This window comes from Candidatus Pelagibacter communis (assembly GCF_001180165.1).
In the GTDB taxonomy this organism is placed as follows: Bacteria; Pseudomonadota; Alphaproteobacteria; order Pelagibacterales; family Pelagibacteraceae; genus Pelagibacter; species Pelagibacter ubique_P.
In genome coordinates, this window is sequence record NZ_CVSQ01000052.1 from 26,404 (window position 1) to 41,181 (window position 14,778).

Genomic DNA, 14,778 nt, shown 5'->3' on the forward strand with positions numbered 1-14,778 from the left:
TTTATTTTAACTTTCCCTCTTCTCTCATTTTTGCTCTTATCTTGGTAGCTGATATTTTTTGAGTTTCTTCATCTAAAACTATTTCCTCAATCTTATATCCAACTCCCCTACCATAACAAATATTTGTAATATTAGGTACTAACATTATTTTAAATTGTCCTTCAAACTCAGGATTTAACCTGTCTTCAATGTTTTTTTTTACTGTTTCAAAATCAAAAGGATTATCATCTACACCTTGTACATCTCTAATTTGAATACAAACTTGTCCAGTTTTTTTAATAATTTCTTTAAACAAAGTATAATGTCCATCGTGAAAAGGTTGCCATCTTCCCAGCATTTGTGCTGTTGGTTTTTTGTTATCCCATTGATATGTCATTTTTTTATCTCCTCTATTATTTTTGGTGCCCAATTTTTTGCATCCTGAGATGTTACATGAAAATCAAAACTCTTAGGATTAACAAACATTTGATTAGTGTCTTCAAATCTTCCTTCTTTAATTGTATCGACCCACACTCTAAAATCTGCTGGAAACAAACTTCTTGCTTCAGGAGTTGGTGCAATAAAATCAGCAATTACATAATGACCTTCTGCTTTTAATTTTAAAGCAGCTTCAGCCATTCTTTTTGCCTGTCTTACTCTTCCCTCTGCGGAAAAATCCCAATCGTTTGCAGCTTTTCTTACTTCGTCTGCATTTAATCTTTTTGCATTTAAAAGTGGTGCCATTTCATCTGCTAGAGTTGTTTTACCAGCTCCAGGCAAACCCATTACTAAAATAATTTTCATTAAATATCTTCTAACGGATGATGGGACATTAATTCAAGTCCATTTTCACCTACAAGATACTGTTGTTCAAGTTTTACACCTTCTTTACCACCAACTTTACCAATATAACTCTCAAGTGTAATTGTCATGTTCTTCTCAAAAGTTCCACCTTCTTCTCCACCATCAGTTGGATATCTTATTTGAGGCCACTCATCACACAACCCAATTCCATGAACCATACATGAATACCTATTTCCATAATACGCATCAGGCAAAACCCAAGATTTTTTTATAAATTCTTTAAAACTCATTCCTGGTTTTATTAATCTAAAATTATGATCAATTTGATTTCTAGCCATTGAATATAGTTTTTTTTGCTCATCATTAAATTTATGTCCAACTACAAAGGCTCTTGATATGTCAGCACAGTATCCATAGGGACCAACCATATCTGTATCAAAAGCAACAATTTCTCCTTGTTGCATAACTTTATTACTACTCTCTTGCATCCATGGATTTGTTCTTTCACCAGACGATAAAATCCTACACTCAATCCACTCACCTCCATTTTCAATATTCGTTTTATGTAAAATTGACCACAATTCATCTTCAGTCATTCCTGGCTTAAGATCTGATCTCATTTTTGATACACCTTTTTCTGCAACTTCTATTGCTGCTTTCATACAAGTCAATTCATCAGGTGATTTTATTACTCTTGCTTGTTCTAAAATCAATTTTGCATCTACAACTTCAATTCCTTCTTTATTTAAAGCTGTAACCGCAGGACCATTTAAAACATCGATTGCAATTTTTTTAGTTTTAAAATAATTTTTTGATAAATCCTTAACTTCATTTATCCATTTTGATAATTGTAAATTTGCTTGATCTCCATTACTAAAATAATCCCATGTGATTGCGGGTCTGATTTCGTCAATTAGATTTAAATGCTTCGATAATATTTCACAATTAAAATACTCATAAAGAATAGTTGGTCCATTGACCGGTACAAAACAATATCTTGTTAAGTTATGCATATTATAGACACTCATGTTTACAGTATCTAAAGCATAACGAACATTCACTGGATCAAATAGAATACAAGCTTCTAAATTGTTTTTTACTAATTCTTTTCTAACCCTATCTAAACGATATGATCTTAACTTATCAAAATCAATTTCATCTTCTCTTAATCTTTTTTTAGTAATAAAATTTTGTCTTGGTTTTATCTCAGGAGCTATTTTTCTACTAAACCTCATAATACTCTATACAAACCTAACCATGCGTTAACATCTTTGCTTGCAATATAGTCGGATTTAAAAAATTCTACTTCTTCCCACTTCTTGCTATCTTTGAGTATATCAATTTTTTTATCAAAACCATACTCTTCATGAATTCCTTCATTAATTGTGAAACAAATTAAACCACCTGGTTTTGTTATTCTTATAAATTCATCTAATGCATTTGGTTTTACATGCCCAAAAGTAAATGTTCCAACACACATAACTCCACCATAAAAGTTGTCCTCAACTTCTATTGGTTTATTTAAATCAACCTTTACTAATTTTTGATAAAGATCTTTTGGTACAGTGTCTAATAAAGTTTGAGATAAATCGGCTCCATGAAAATTTTTAAAACTATATTTTTTAAGCTCCAATCCCACTAAACCTGTTCCACATCCAGCATCAAAAATTAAAGTATCTTTATTTTTCTCATATTTGTTAAATATTTCAGCGGTTTCTTTGGGTCCAGTATAGTTCCAATCAACCATGTCTTTATTATATTTATCTTTGTCTCCCCACTCATCGTAGTACTTCATAACTTCATCAGTAGTTTTAAGTTTATAAATTGGAATTTTGTTTCCTACGTCTTTTTGTGCCATTAACTTCTCATTTTTTGACCACTTGGATCATAAAGTGGTTCTTTAATAATTGAGCAATTAAATAAATCTCCATTTATCTCAACTTGAATTTTATTTTCAGAATTAATGTTTTTTTGATCAACAAAAGTAAACGCCACACTTTTATTTACAAAATGAGCAAAACCACCTGAAGTAACGTAACCTATACTTTGATCTCCATTCATAACAGCTTCATTATTTGTTACATCAATATCATTTGTTTCAACAATTAATGGTATGAGTTTATTTGAAGAATTTTCCTTTTGTGCACTTTCTTTACCAATAAACTCTTTGTCCCAATTAATAAAAGCATCTAAACCCGTCTCTTTTGCTGTAAAATCTGTTCTATAATCTAATGTCCAAGCTCCCCAATTTTTCTCTAACCTCATTGACATTAATGCTCTTCCACCAAATGGTTTAATATTAAATTCTTTTCCAGCCTCCATTAATTCTTCATAAAGTTTTAATTGATAGTGAGGTGCTACATAAATTTCATATCCGAGTTCACCAGTAAATGAAATTCTATTTATTATTGCTGGAACTCCCCCAACAAACATTCTTCTAGAGTCTCTAAATTTAAATTTTTCATTTGAAACATCTTCTCTTACAATTTTTTCTAAAACTTTCCTTGAGTTAGGTCCTGCAATAGACAATCCATGATACTCATCAGATCTATTAGAATAACTTAAATTAAATTTATCTATGTGACTCTCAAACCAACGTCTATGCATTTCTTGAGCAGCTCCAGAACCAAATACCATAAATTCATTTTCATCTAAACAAGCAACCGTTAAATCACCACATAATTTCCCTCTATACGACAACATTGGAGATAAAGATATTCTTCCTGGTTTTGGAAGTCTTCCAGCCATTATGTGATCTAAAAATTTTCTAGCATCAGGACCTTTGAATTCGTGTTTTGAAAAGTTGGCAACTTCGATTAAACCAACATTTTCTCTTACATTAATAACTTCTTTTGAAACATAGTCATGTGATCTTGATCTTTTAATAGTAGGTTCTTCATGAGCATCTTCTTTATTATTTGCAAACCACAAAACATTTTCTAATCCAAAGCTATCTCCCATAACAGCACCTTGATTTACAAAACGATCATACAGTGCAGTAGTTTTTTGTTTTCTTCCCTTTGGTAAAGTTTCGTTTGGAAAAGTCATAATAAATCTTCGCTCATAATTTTCTGAGGATTTTATTGTTCCATATTGAGGTGATGCATAATCTCCAAAACGAGCAACATCCATTGCCCAAACGTCAATTGATGGTTCTCCATCAATAATCCATTCTGCTATACATTTTCCAACACCACCACCTTGACAAAATCCAGCCATAACACCAACAGCAACCCAATAATTTTTCATTCCTGGTACTGGACCAATAAGAGGGCTTCCATCTGGACCAAAAGTAAAAGGTCCATTAACTATATTTTTTATTCCTGCCCGCTCTAATGCTGGCATTCTCTCAAAACCAATTGCTAGTCTATCTTCAATGTTATCTAACTTTGGCTCAAGTAACTCATGTCCAAAATTCATTGGTGTGCCTTCAACTTTCCAAGGAGTTGATTTTGGCTCATAAGTTCCAAGCAACATTCCTTTTCCTTCTTGTCTAAAGTAAATATTTCCCTCAAAATCTGTTCCAATTGGTAATCTTTGGTCACCCATTGCTTCAATTTCTGGAATAGGTTCAGTGATCAAATAATGATGCTCCATTGGTTGAACTGGAAGATTAAGCCCAGCTAGTTGACCAACTTCTCTTGCCCAAAGTCCTCCTGCATTAATTACTATTTCAGCATTGATGTTTCCTTTTTCAGTAAAGACATCCCAAGTTCCGTCCTCTTTTTGTTTCGTATCTTTAACAACAGTGTGAGTATAATATTTTCCACCATGAACTTTTGCAGCTTTTGCAAAAGCGTAAGTAACTCCTGATGGATCGACTTCACCGTCAATAGGATCCCACAAAGCTAACAAATATCGAGATGGATCAATTAAAGGATGTTTTTTTTTCACTTCCTCTAGAGAAATAAACTCTTGATCAAGTCCCATGTATCTTGCTTTTGATCTTTCTCTCTTTAAATAATCAGCCCACACTTCATTTGACGCTAAGTAAAAACCCCCGCTAGGTTTAAATCCAGTTGAGTGACCAGACTCTTTTTCAATCTCTTTGTATAAACCTATTGTGTAAGCCATCATCCTAGAGATATTAGGATCAGATGAAATCACGTGAACATTTCCTGCAGCATGCCAAGAAGATCCTGATGTTAGTTCGTTTCTCTCAAGTAAAATACAATCCTTTAATCCAAATTTAGATAGATGATAAAGTATAGAGCACCCAACTACACCACCTCCTATGATTACTACTTTGGCATGCTTTTCCATTAATATTTAATTTCCTTGTTTACTTTTTTCAAAGATTTATCAGTACCGTGATGAAAATGTTTGCTCATGTCAGGCATATATTTCATTGAAATTGGTTTCTTTCCAATCGCAACTGACATTTCTCTAACGTGGTGAGCTTCAGCACCACAACATATACCAATAAAATTTATTTTATTTTTTACACAATCTTTTGCAAATTCTGCCATTTCAAATCTGTTACAAAATAAGTTATCTAACGCAACTGGAAATGCATTTCCACCTGGAATACAGTCACATCCATGATCAGTGATATTCAAGAAACCAGGTTCTTCTTCAGTAGTTCTATAAGGAACAGGAAGTCCTGATACATGGCATGAAACTTTATCTCTAACTTTTTTTAAAAGTTTCATTGTCATCTCGGGTCCTCTGTAACAATTTAATCCAACGACATCAGCGCCTAAATCCTCCATCATCTTACATGCATCCTCAGCACTATGACCTTCTCTAGTTTTATCCCCTCTAGGGATTGCAAAATTACAAACTGCAATAAGTCCAGCATCTTTAATTGCTTTTAATGCAATTTTCATTTCGTCAGTCCAACTTATTGTTTCAGCAATAACAAAATCAACACCAGCTTCTTTTGCCCAAGCTACTTGTTCCTCATACATTTGTTGACACTGTTTATGAGTATTGGCATCACCTGGATCAAATACATTGGTGTTTGCCACATCTCCACAAACCATAAGATCTAAATCTTTAAACTCAGCTGCAGCATCTTTTGCAATTTTAAGAGCACCTTTTTGCATTGGTTCTAACAAGTGTTCTTTGCCAATTATTCTCAACTTTTCTCTATGACCATAATAAGTAAATGCCTGAACAACATCTGAACCAGCTCTAATAAATTCTCGATGTAATTGAGTTACTACTTCTGGATGTTCTAAAACCACTTCTGGAACAAATGGACCTGCTGAAAGATAACCTCTTCTTTCCATTGCAAAAAGATAGCCTTCTGCACACATTATTGGACCTTCATTTAATCTTGTAATTAGATCTTTTTTCATAATTTACCCTCTCATTTTGTTAAGTTGGTTGCAACCCACTTATGAAACATCAAAGTAGGAGTATCCATTACAGGTGAAAAATTCCCACCATTGTAAGCTGGGGAATTTCGCCCGTTTTGCATTCCTTCTATTGCAGTTACATCTTCGTTCATAACTTCTTGCCAAAATGCAAAATTTTTTTCTCTTATGTCTTTAAACTCATCACTGGATGCGCTTTCATCTCCAACATAATATAATTCGAAATGTTCTTTTGTTTGATTGTTAGAAATTGGCTCTAACCAAAATGCATAAAAATGATCAATATGTATTCCTAACATTACGTTTGGATACAATGATACATATTCAGATTTTTCAGAAAGTTCAGTTGGCCAGTTAGGAAAGCATTTAAATTTAATATTTCCATCGAATTGTTGTGAATATTTATTACTTCCTTGTCCTGAAAAATTAAAATTATCATCCTCTATATGGTAGTGATCTGAAATATTTGAAACTTTATTTAGCTCTGGATGTATCCAGGGCAAATGATAGCTTTCACAATAATTCTCAATTGCAAATTTCCAATTACTATTTACTGTCATATTAAAATATCCGTTATCAGTTGAATGTCTTATTAATTTTTGATCTTTTTTAGAAATAAACTTAGACCATCTATCCTCTAGAGGTTTAATAAAATCTTCAAATGGTTTTGCATTAGAATTAATATTAATAAAAATTAAATCCATCCAAATATTTGATTTAATTTCTTTTAAGTTACTCTTGTTTTTATCGAACCCTTCAACCTCATGTTTTCCTAGTCCTCCTATATGTGGAGTAACAGTTAATTTTCCATTAAAATCATAGGACCAAGAATGATAAGGGCATCTTATTACATTTTTTAATTTACATTCCTGATCAACTAATTTGAAACCTCTATGACTACAAACATTATGAAAAACTTTTACTTCGTTATCTTTGTTTCTAACTATTAGTATTGGTATCCCTAAAAGATTAAAAGGTTTAGCATCGCCTGGATTTGGTACAGAGCTTGCAACCCCAATCATAGTCCAATTATTTTTAAATATTTTTTCTTTTTCAAACTCTAAATAATCATTATTCAAATAACATTCATTAGGTAATCCATGAGCTTTCTCTATAGGATTTTTAACAACTTCTATTTTATTGGGATCTAAGATGTCTGATAATTTTTTATTTAAATTCATAAACCTCCTTTTTTTTAATTAATTAAAAAATTAATCGAGGCTTAAAATTATCTTTCTCTAATTATGATTTGTTGAAAAACAGTTTTGCAATTTAAAATATAAACAAATTCTTTGAAAAAAAAATTTGCAGAAAAAATCATATTAAAACCCTAAACAAAAATTTTGGTCAGTTAAAGACAATTTTACTGCAACCAATAGTTGAATTAAATTTGCATTATTATGCTCAATATGTTCAATTTAACTTTTTAATGAATCAAATGTTGGGAGATATAATGAAGATTAAAAGAATACTTCTTTCACTAGCTGTTGTGTTTGGTCTTACTTCCTTTGGAAGTGTTGCGAATGCAGCTTGTGGAAATATAACAATTGCTAATATGAACTGGGCTTCAGCAAACTTTATGGCTGAAGTTGACAAGATCATATTAGAAGAAGGTTATGGATGTTCAGTAGAATTAGTGCCTGGTGCTACAATGCCTACATTTACATCAATGCAAGAAAAAGGTGAGCCAGATGTTGCTCCAGAGTTTTGGGCTAACGCTGCTATCATCGCTTTGAATAAAGCTGTTGATGAAGGTAAAATGCACTCACTTAACAAAGCGCCAATTACTGGTTTGGGTGAAGGTTGGTGGGTATTACCTCACACACTTAAAAAACATCCAGAGCTAACAACTGCTGAAGCAATTTTAGCAAGACCAGATCTGTTTCCTCATCCAGAAGATCCATCAAAAGGTGGTTTTCATATTTGTCCTCCAGGTTGGAACTGTGAGCTAAGTAATAGAAATCTTTACAAAGCTTTTGACATGGAAGCAAAAGGTTGGGCTATTGTTGAAACAGGTTCTGCTGCAGGATTAGATGGTTCAATTGCTAAAGCTGCTGAGCGAGGTGAAAACTGGTTTGGTTACTATTGGTCACCAACAGCTATCATTGGTAAATATGATATGAGAGCTGTAGATATGGGAGCTTGGGGTGGAAAAGATAACTGGGATAAATGTATAGTTTTACCAGAACAAGAATGTGGAGACCCTAAAGCAACTTCATGGACAAAATCTGAAGTTTACACAATCGTAACTGATAATTTCAAAAATACAGCTGGAAGTGCTGGTATGGAATACTTTAAGAAGAGAACATACCCAGGTCCAGTTATGAACGGTATGTTAGTTTGGATGGGTGAAAACCAAGCAGAAGGTGCTGATGCTGCAATTGAATTCCTTAAAACTCAAGAGAGCGTTTGGAGTAAATGGGTTTCAAGTGATGCTGCAAAAAAAATCAAAAAAGCACTTTAATTAAAAATATTATCAAACCCGCTTCGGCGGGTTTGATTTAATAAAAATTATGGACTTCTTTAATAAAATTCCTGTAATGGATAGAACGGCTCTTAGAGAGCTTAAAAAAGGAATTGATTCTAGTTTCAAAGAATTTTCTAGAGCGTATGGTGATGGTATTGAAGGTTTTTTTGATCCACTGTTACATTTTTTAATTTGGTTAGAAAAATTATTAGTAAATAGCCCATGGCCTTTAGTAATCGGTATGTTTGCTATATTGGCTTGGATTGGATCAAGAAGTGTTAAGCTTGTAATTGGTACAGTGGTTTGTTTCTTGGTAATTGGCTACTTTGGAATGTGGAAAAATTGTATGGCTACAGTTGCAATCATTTCCGTTTCTACATTAGTTTGCATTGTTGTTGGAATTCCAATTGGAGTGTTAATGTCAAAATCAGCAAGAGCAGAAAAAGCAATTTTACCTGTTTTAGATATGATGCAAACTATTCCAAGCTTTGTATATTTAATTCCAATCATTATGCTTCTTGGTATTGGTAAAGTTCCTGGTTTGCTTGCTGTATGTATTTATGCTCTTCCCCCTATTGTAAGATTAACAAATCTAGGGATTAGAGAAGTTGATAAAGAAACTTTAGAAGCCAGCGAAGCTTTTGGGGCAACCCCAATGCAAAAATTAAGATCAGTTCAAATACCGCTTTCTCTACCAACCATTTTTGCTGGGATTAATCAGACGATTATGATGGCTCTAGCAATGGTAGTAATTGCTTCAATGATAGGTGTAAAAGGATTGGGAGTTCCTATTTTGCAGGCCATTTCTAACCAATATTTAGCCCTTGGAATGATGAATGGTTTAGCAATTGTAGCTCTAGCAATTATTTTTGATAGGGTGACACAGCAGTACGGACAACGAATTCAAAAGCACAGAGGCCAGCTGAAGAAGTAAATTTACCTCAATCGAATTTTCTAGACTCATATTTTAAAATAAATAAAGATCCAAGAAAATGAATTTTTCTTTGGAAATAGGTCCTAAAACCGACATTGAAACAGTCCCAGCTGTGAACGATGTATACATTACAATGCTGCCTGGCGGAGACTATAAAGAGACAGCTGAAAAAGCCATAGAGCTAGTAAAAAAAGGTTTTAATCCAGTGCCTCATTTTCCGGCGAGATCAATGCAGGATGAAAACGAACTTAAAGATTATGTTTCAAGATGTAAGGATGGTGGAGTTAAACAAGCTTTAATTATAGGCGGTGGAAGAGAGCCTGCTGGTAAATTTGACAGTTCGTTTCAACTTCTAGAAACAGGTTATTTTGAAAAAATGAAAATAGGAATTGCTGGACACCCAGAGGGGAGTCCTGATATATCCGACTCAGAATTAGAAAAAGCTATGATAGATAAAAAGCCTTATGCTGATTATATTGTAACTCAATGGTTACTAGATCCTCAGCCTATTATAGATTTTATTTCTAAGCAAAGCGTACCAGTGCATGTGGGAATTACTGGGCCATTAAAAATATCTAGCTTAATTAAATTTGCTAATATTGTTGGGGCAAAAAATTCCTTAAACTTTCTTAAATCTAATTTTACTAAGGCATTAGATTTACTGAAACCTAAAGACCCTAATGATTTAATTGGGAAAGTTAAATCGCACACTGATAACTTCCACATTTATACATTCGGCGGCTTGAAGGAAACTAACAAGTGGTTGAAGGAGAATAGTTATGTCTAATGAATTTGACTATACTAAACTAAAACATGTTACTTCTGTTGATCAATCTGACAGAGAAGTACCATATAACTTAAGACAAAGTGGGCCAACAAAAGTTGAAATGTTAATTTCAACAAGGGTAAGAAAATCACCTTATTGGCATTTATCAATGCAGGCAGGTTGTTGGAGAGCAACTGTATACAACAGAATTTATCACCCAAGAGGTTACGTAAAACCTGAAGATGGTGGAGCTATGGTTGAATACGATGCTATCGTAAACCACGTTACAATGTGGAACGTTGCTGTTGAAAGACAAATAAGAGTTAAAGGTCCTGATGCAGAAAAATTTACCGACTATGTGATTACTAGAGATGCAACAAAAATTTCTCCTATGCGAGCGAGATATGTAATTTTGTGTAATGCATACGGTGGAGTTTTAAATGATCCAATTCTTTTAAGAATTTCAGAAGATGAGTTTTGGTTTTCATTATCAGACTCTGATATTGGAATGTATTTACAAGGTGTTAATGCTGATGGGAGATTCAATTGTACTATTGAAGAAATTGATGTCAGTCCAGTTCAAATACAAGGACCTAAATCAAAAGCATTAATGAAAGATCTATGTGGCGATCAAGTTGATTTTGATAATATGCCTTTCTACGGATTAGCAGCAGCTAAAGTCGGGGGAAGAGACGTTGTTATTTCTCAGTCTGGTTTCTCGGGTGAAGCTGGTTATGAGATTTATTTAAGAAATTCAACTTTGTACGCTGAAGATATGTGGAATGCTGTACTCGCGGCTGGAAAAAAACATAGCTTGATGGTTATTGCTCCTGCTCACCATAGAAGAATTCAAGCAGGTATTCTTTCATGGGGACAAGACATGGATCAGCAACACAATCCGTTCCAATGTAACCTTGGATATCAAGTTTCTTTGTCTGGAAAAGGAGAATGGAACAAAACTGCTGATTATGTTGGTAAGGCTGCACTAGAAAAAATGAAAGAAGAATTAAAAGCAGGAAAAAAACCTTATAAACTTCAATTAGTTGGTATGGAATTAGGTGGTAAACCTATTGATAATTATGCACCTGACTTTTGGTTAGTTTCCCCAGAAAGTGGTGGTGATCCAGTAGGATTTTTAACATCACCATGGTGGCATCCTGAAAAGAAAACAAACATTGCAATGGGATATGTTCCTTTCGATGGAACGTTAAATGCAAATGGTTTTCCAAAAGGAAAAGTGGGAACTAAATATAAAGTTCATTTACCAGAACAATATTCAGAAACTCCAGGAACACCTGTGGATGCTGTTGTGGTGGATATTCCATTTAAAGAGTCTTTCAACGCAAATACAAGAGAAGTTGTAAAAGGCTAAAATTTATTAAGGGGGAGCTGATTTCAGCTCCCCTTTTCAATTCTAATGACCAAAAGTTTTCTAATAGCAGTTTGCATTATCATTACTATTGCTTTAATAATATTTCCATTAATTGTTTCTTATAAGGCTCAAAAAAATAAAAATAAAAAAAATTAATGTTTGCTGAATTTTTAAATATAATTTTTAAGTCAATAAAATTAGATAAAACTCTTTATTCTGATAATAAAAATTTTGGAGAAGCATCAATATACTTTGCTGGTATTATAATGATCCTAGATGGTATCGCTGGCGCAGTTGCAGCTAATACCATTATTAAAACAGCTATTGCAATGTCTGGTCTAACTGCAATAGTTACTTGGCTAATATGGGCAATTTTTATTTTTGTAATTGGAGTAAAATTATTTCCTGACAAACAAACAAAAGTTTCGTTCAAAAAAGTTTTAACAGCTGTTGGATTTGCACATGCCCCTGGTTTATTAAGATTTTTTGCGGTCACACCAGATTTAATGATACCAATAATTTTTCTTACTCAGTTCTGGATTTTTGCAGGTTTAATAATTTCAACTAAACAAATATTGAATTTGAAATCTAATTTTAAATCTTTTGGAATTGTGCTTTTATCCTTTTTAATTATTGCATTTTTATCTATCTCATTTGTGATGAGTAGAATGAATATGCTTCCAGTAAGTCAAATCAGTTAAAGCGGAAAAATAGTCTTAGATACTCTACAAGATTTACATAATTTAAACCCAGTAAGAATTAAATTTTGAGTAACACTTTCGTCTTCCTCTTTGCATTCATCACAAATATTGTTTAATTCTTCAGTATCTACCTTTAGATTTTTTTCATCAATTTTATCAATCATTATCTGTCAAACCAGCACCTGCTGCACCTTCTTTTAAACTATCACTCTCTTCAACAAAAGTTTCTTCGGATAACTTATATAAATTGTTCCATTCATCATCTGTAAAGTTATCTTCATTTTCAAATAGATTGACCTCAATTGTATTCGCTATCTTTGGAAATTCTTGATCAATAAAATTTGAAATAATATTTACATTTAAATTTAGTAACATTTTTTTTTCATCTATTTTTACATTGATTTTTTTTCCAATAATTTCTGATGAACGACTTATGAAAGAAATAAAAATTATTGGATAAGCAACATTTTTAAACTCAATTTTTTTTAAATTTTCTAAAACATTTATTTGATCTAAAAAACTAACACCTAAAGTAATTGGACAGTAAGGATTATTTGATGAAGAGTTATTTTCACTAATTAAATTCAAATTTTCAAATTTACTTTTATTTTTTTGATTAAAATATTCATTAAGGTGCTTAATACCCGGTAAACTAAATAGCTCTAACAATCTTATGCTTTTTCCTGTTTCCTCTGAAACTCCCCAAGAATATCCTGCTGCCTTTGAAGCTCTTTTAACAGTAGTTTCAATTTCACTTAGTGATTTCATTATTAAATATTGGTTTTATATACCCACTGCTCGTCATAACTTTTTAACTCATTTGGAAGTGGAGCACCTTGGAACATACAAATTCTTAACCATTTGTCAGATCGTGGATCAAATTTTAATGCGCCAAAAAAAGACAATTTTAGTCTAAGCATATCAATTGGCATTAAATCTTTACCAATTGTATTATCTTGTATTTCTGAATAAGGAAATTTTTCTACAATGAATGCCCTCCTCACAACATGTCTTAATTCAGAATTTGATGTTAAAAATTCAGCAATAGTTAAACTATTTTTTGAGACTAATAATTTGTCATAAAGTTTTTTTATATCTCTTGCTATTGCTAAAGGCTGTTCTAATTCTGATCCATGCTCCTCAAAACGATCAGCTAATCGAGGTTCCTCTTTATTTTTTGAAATAAACCAAAAGTTTTTATTATTTTCTTTTTCTTCAAAATTAATATCTAAAATGTTTGGATACTTTGCTTCAATGATATTACGCAATTCTTCAACTTTTCTATGAGTTGGAATATTAAAATATTTTTCTTCATCTGAACTCATTTCTTTTACCAAAGGATTTACAATATTATTATAAGGTTCCATCATTATTGAAACAATGTATTCAATGCATTCCTCGCAAGTATTATCCTCCAACCATAGATATATTTTGTTAAAAGGATATTCGATCTCAAAATTAAAATCTTTGTTTATAAAATTTAAAAATTTTTCAACATCTTTTAGTAATGATGAGATTTTTGTTTGCTGATATTCGCTATCAGTATTCCAGCTTGTAATATTTTTTAAAGATTTTTTTACACAATCTATAAACAAATCACTATCTTGACTTTCTACATCTTTGATTTCTCTAATTTTCTTAAGTGCTTTTTCTCTACTTAAAATCCAATTATTTAATAGAGTAGGGTGATTGACTATAAATGGAGCCATACCCAAGCCTGTGGAATTACCTATTCCTAAATTTTTACAAATATTTTCATCTAGCTTAACGGCTGTTTTTGGATTTTTATGATAAGCAACATGATTAACTTGATCAAAAGTAAATTGTCTTACCAAATATACCAACATCATTTCTAATCTGAATGGACCATTAATTTCTTCACGATTTTTAATTCTAAACCGATCTGCAAGACCAAATTTACCCGAGCCATATACTGCTGTAGTCCTATATAAATAGCCTACTTTTGATAATAAGTTTAAATCTGGCTGCTGACCTTTGCTCAAACTTTCAACTACGTGATTATAAATTCTTACTGATTTGTTTGCTCTCGATAAGGTTAATTCTTTATAAGAAAGTCTACCAACTTCTTGTTTTGGAACTTCATTTTTTAATCTTTCAATATCTTTTTTTGTAGGAACTCCATCATGTAATGTAAAAGCTGCATCCCATTTTGTTGCAATAACTCTATCTGATCTTTCTTCATCTTTGATTTCATTTGCAAAACAAACTAAAGAATAAACTCTTTTATTTTTTTTAAATGAATAAACAGCTTCTCCAAAACCATTTTCGTTTAAATTAAATAAATCTCTTTTATACTCCCACTCTTTAAATTCATTAAGAAAACTTCTTAAAAAAGATAATTTTGATTGATGAAAAGATCCTAGCCTTGATAATTTCATTATCTTGTTTGGGTCTCTTAATTCAACTTTCATAA

General features: G+C 32.2%; 15 protein-coding genes. 5 read left to right on the forward strand and 10 right to left on the reverse strand.

Annotated elements, in window-relative coordinates; genetic code table 11:
• Position 1 precedes the first annotated feature (1 nt).
• Genes AMN88_RS03135 through AMN88_RS03165 form a run of 7 tightly spaced genes read right to left on the reverse strand, consistent with a single transcriptional unit; the run spans position 2 to position 7,285 of the window.
• Positions 2–376 (reverse strand): cytidyltransferase, encoded by a 375-nt coding sequence (locus AMN88_RS03135; protein WP_075504706.1) that lies wholly within the window; start codon positions 374–376, stop codon positions 2–4.
• Positions 373–783: an adenylyl-sulfate kinase gene (locus AMN88_RS03140; protein WP_075536382.1), complete on the reverse strand. Its 411-nt coding sequence runs from the start codon at positions 781–783 to the stop codon at positions 373–375. The genes AMN88_RS03135 and AMN88_RS03140 overlap by 4 nt, the downstream gene beginning before the upstream one ends.
• Positions 783–2,018, reverse strand: coding sequence for a M24 family metallopeptidase (locus AMN88_RS03145; protein ID WP_075536383.1), 1,236 nt, complete (start codon positions 2,016–2,018; stop codon positions 783–785). Before AMN88_RS03145 ends, AMN88_RS03140 begins: the two co-directional genes overlap by 1 nt.
• Entirely contained in the window at positions 2,015–2,641 is a 627-nt protein-coding gene (locus tag AMN88_RS03150) for a class I SAM-dependent DNA methyltransferase (RefSeq protein WP_075504709.1), read from the reverse strand. The genes AMN88_RS03145 and AMN88_RS03150 overlap by 4 nt, the downstream gene beginning before the upstream one ends.
• Positions 2,641–5,046, reverse strand: coding sequence for a GcvT family protein (locus AMN88_RS03155; RefSeq protein ID WP_075536384.1), 2,406 nt, complete (start codon positions 5,044–5,046; stop codon positions 2,641–2,643). Before AMN88_RS03155 ends, AMN88_RS03150 begins: the two co-directional genes overlap by 1 nt.
• Positions 5,046–6,086, reverse strand: coding sequence for a homocysteine S-methyltransferase family protein (locus AMN88_RS03160; RefSeq protein WP_075536385.1), 1,041 nt, complete (start codon positions 6,084–6,086; stop codon positions 5,046–5,048). Before AMN88_RS03160 ends, AMN88_RS03155 begins: the two co-directional genes overlap by 1 nt.
• Positions 6,087–6,097: 11 nt before the next feature.
• Entirely contained in the window at positions 6,098–7,285 is a 1,188-nt protein-coding gene (locus AMN88_RS03165; RefSeq protein WP_075536386.1) for an aromatic ring-hydroxylating oxygenase subunit alpha, read from the reverse strand.
• 272 nt (positions 7,286–7,557) lie between these two features.
• On the opposite strand from AMN88_RS03165, the gene AMN88_RS03170 reads away from it, so the two are divergent.
• From AMN88_RS03170 to AMN88_RS03190, 5 genes are all read left to right on the forward strand, one after another.
• Positions 7,558–8,568, forward strand: coding sequence for a glycine betaine ABC transporter substrate-binding protein (locus AMN88_RS03170; protein ID WP_075536413.1), 1,011 nt, complete (start codon positions 7,558–7,560; stop codon positions 8,566–8,568).
• Between the two features lie 49 nt (positions 8,569–8,617).
• Positions 8,618–9,505, forward strand: coding sequence for an ABC transporter permease (locus AMN88_RS03175; protein WP_075536387.1), 888 nt, complete (start codon positions 8,618–8,620; stop codon positions 9,503–9,505).
• Between the two features lie 58 nt (positions 9,506–9,563).
• Positions 9,564–10,292: a methylenetetrahydrofolate reductase gene (locus AMN88_RS03180; protein WP_075536388.1), complete on the forward strand. Its 729-nt coding sequence runs from the start codon at positions 9,564–9,566 to the stop codon at positions 10,290–10,292.
• A complete protein-coding gene (locus AMN88_RS03185) occupies positions 10,285–11,643 on the forward strand; it encodes an aminomethyltransferase family protein (protein WP_072090416.1) in 1,359 nt (452 codons plus the stop codon). Before AMN88_RS03180 ends, AMN88_RS03185 begins: the two co-directional genes overlap by 8 nt.
• Before the next feature lie 155 nt (positions 11,644–11,798).
• Positions 11,799–12,344, forward strand: coding sequence for a hypothetical protein (locus AMN88_RS03190; protein ID WP_075536389.1), 546 nt, complete (start codon positions 11,799–11,801; stop codon positions 12,342–12,344).
• Here AMN88_RS03190 and AMN88_RS04595 read toward each other — a convergent pair.
• Genes AMN88_RS04595 through AMN88_RS03200 form a run of 3 tightly spaced genes read right to left on the reverse strand, consistent with a single transcriptional unit; the run spans position 12,341 to position 14,776 of the window.
• Positions 12,341–12,508 carry a hypothetical protein gene (locus AMN88_RS04595; protein WP_168189248.1) on the reverse strand — a complete coding sequence of 56 codons (168 nt, stop codon included), beginning with the start codon at positions 12,506–12,508 and terminating at the stop codon, positions 12,341–12,343. The two genes, AMN88_RS03190 and AMN88_RS04595, sit on opposite strands and share 4 nt — an antisense overlap.
• A complete protein-coding gene (locus AMN88_RS03195; protein WP_075536390.1) occupies positions 12,501–13,112 on the reverse strand; it encodes a DUF3726 domain-containing protein in 612 nt (203 codons plus the stop codon). Before AMN88_RS03195 ends, AMN88_RS04595 begins: the two co-directional genes overlap by 8 nt.
• A 2-nt stretch (positions 13,113–13,114) precedes the next feature.
• A complete protein-coding gene (locus AMN88_RS03200; RefSeq protein ID WP_075536391.1) occupies positions 13,115–14,776 on the reverse strand; it encodes a hypothetical protein in 1,662 nt (553 codons plus the stop codon).
• Between the last annotated feature and the right edge of the window lie 2 nt (positions 14,777–14,778).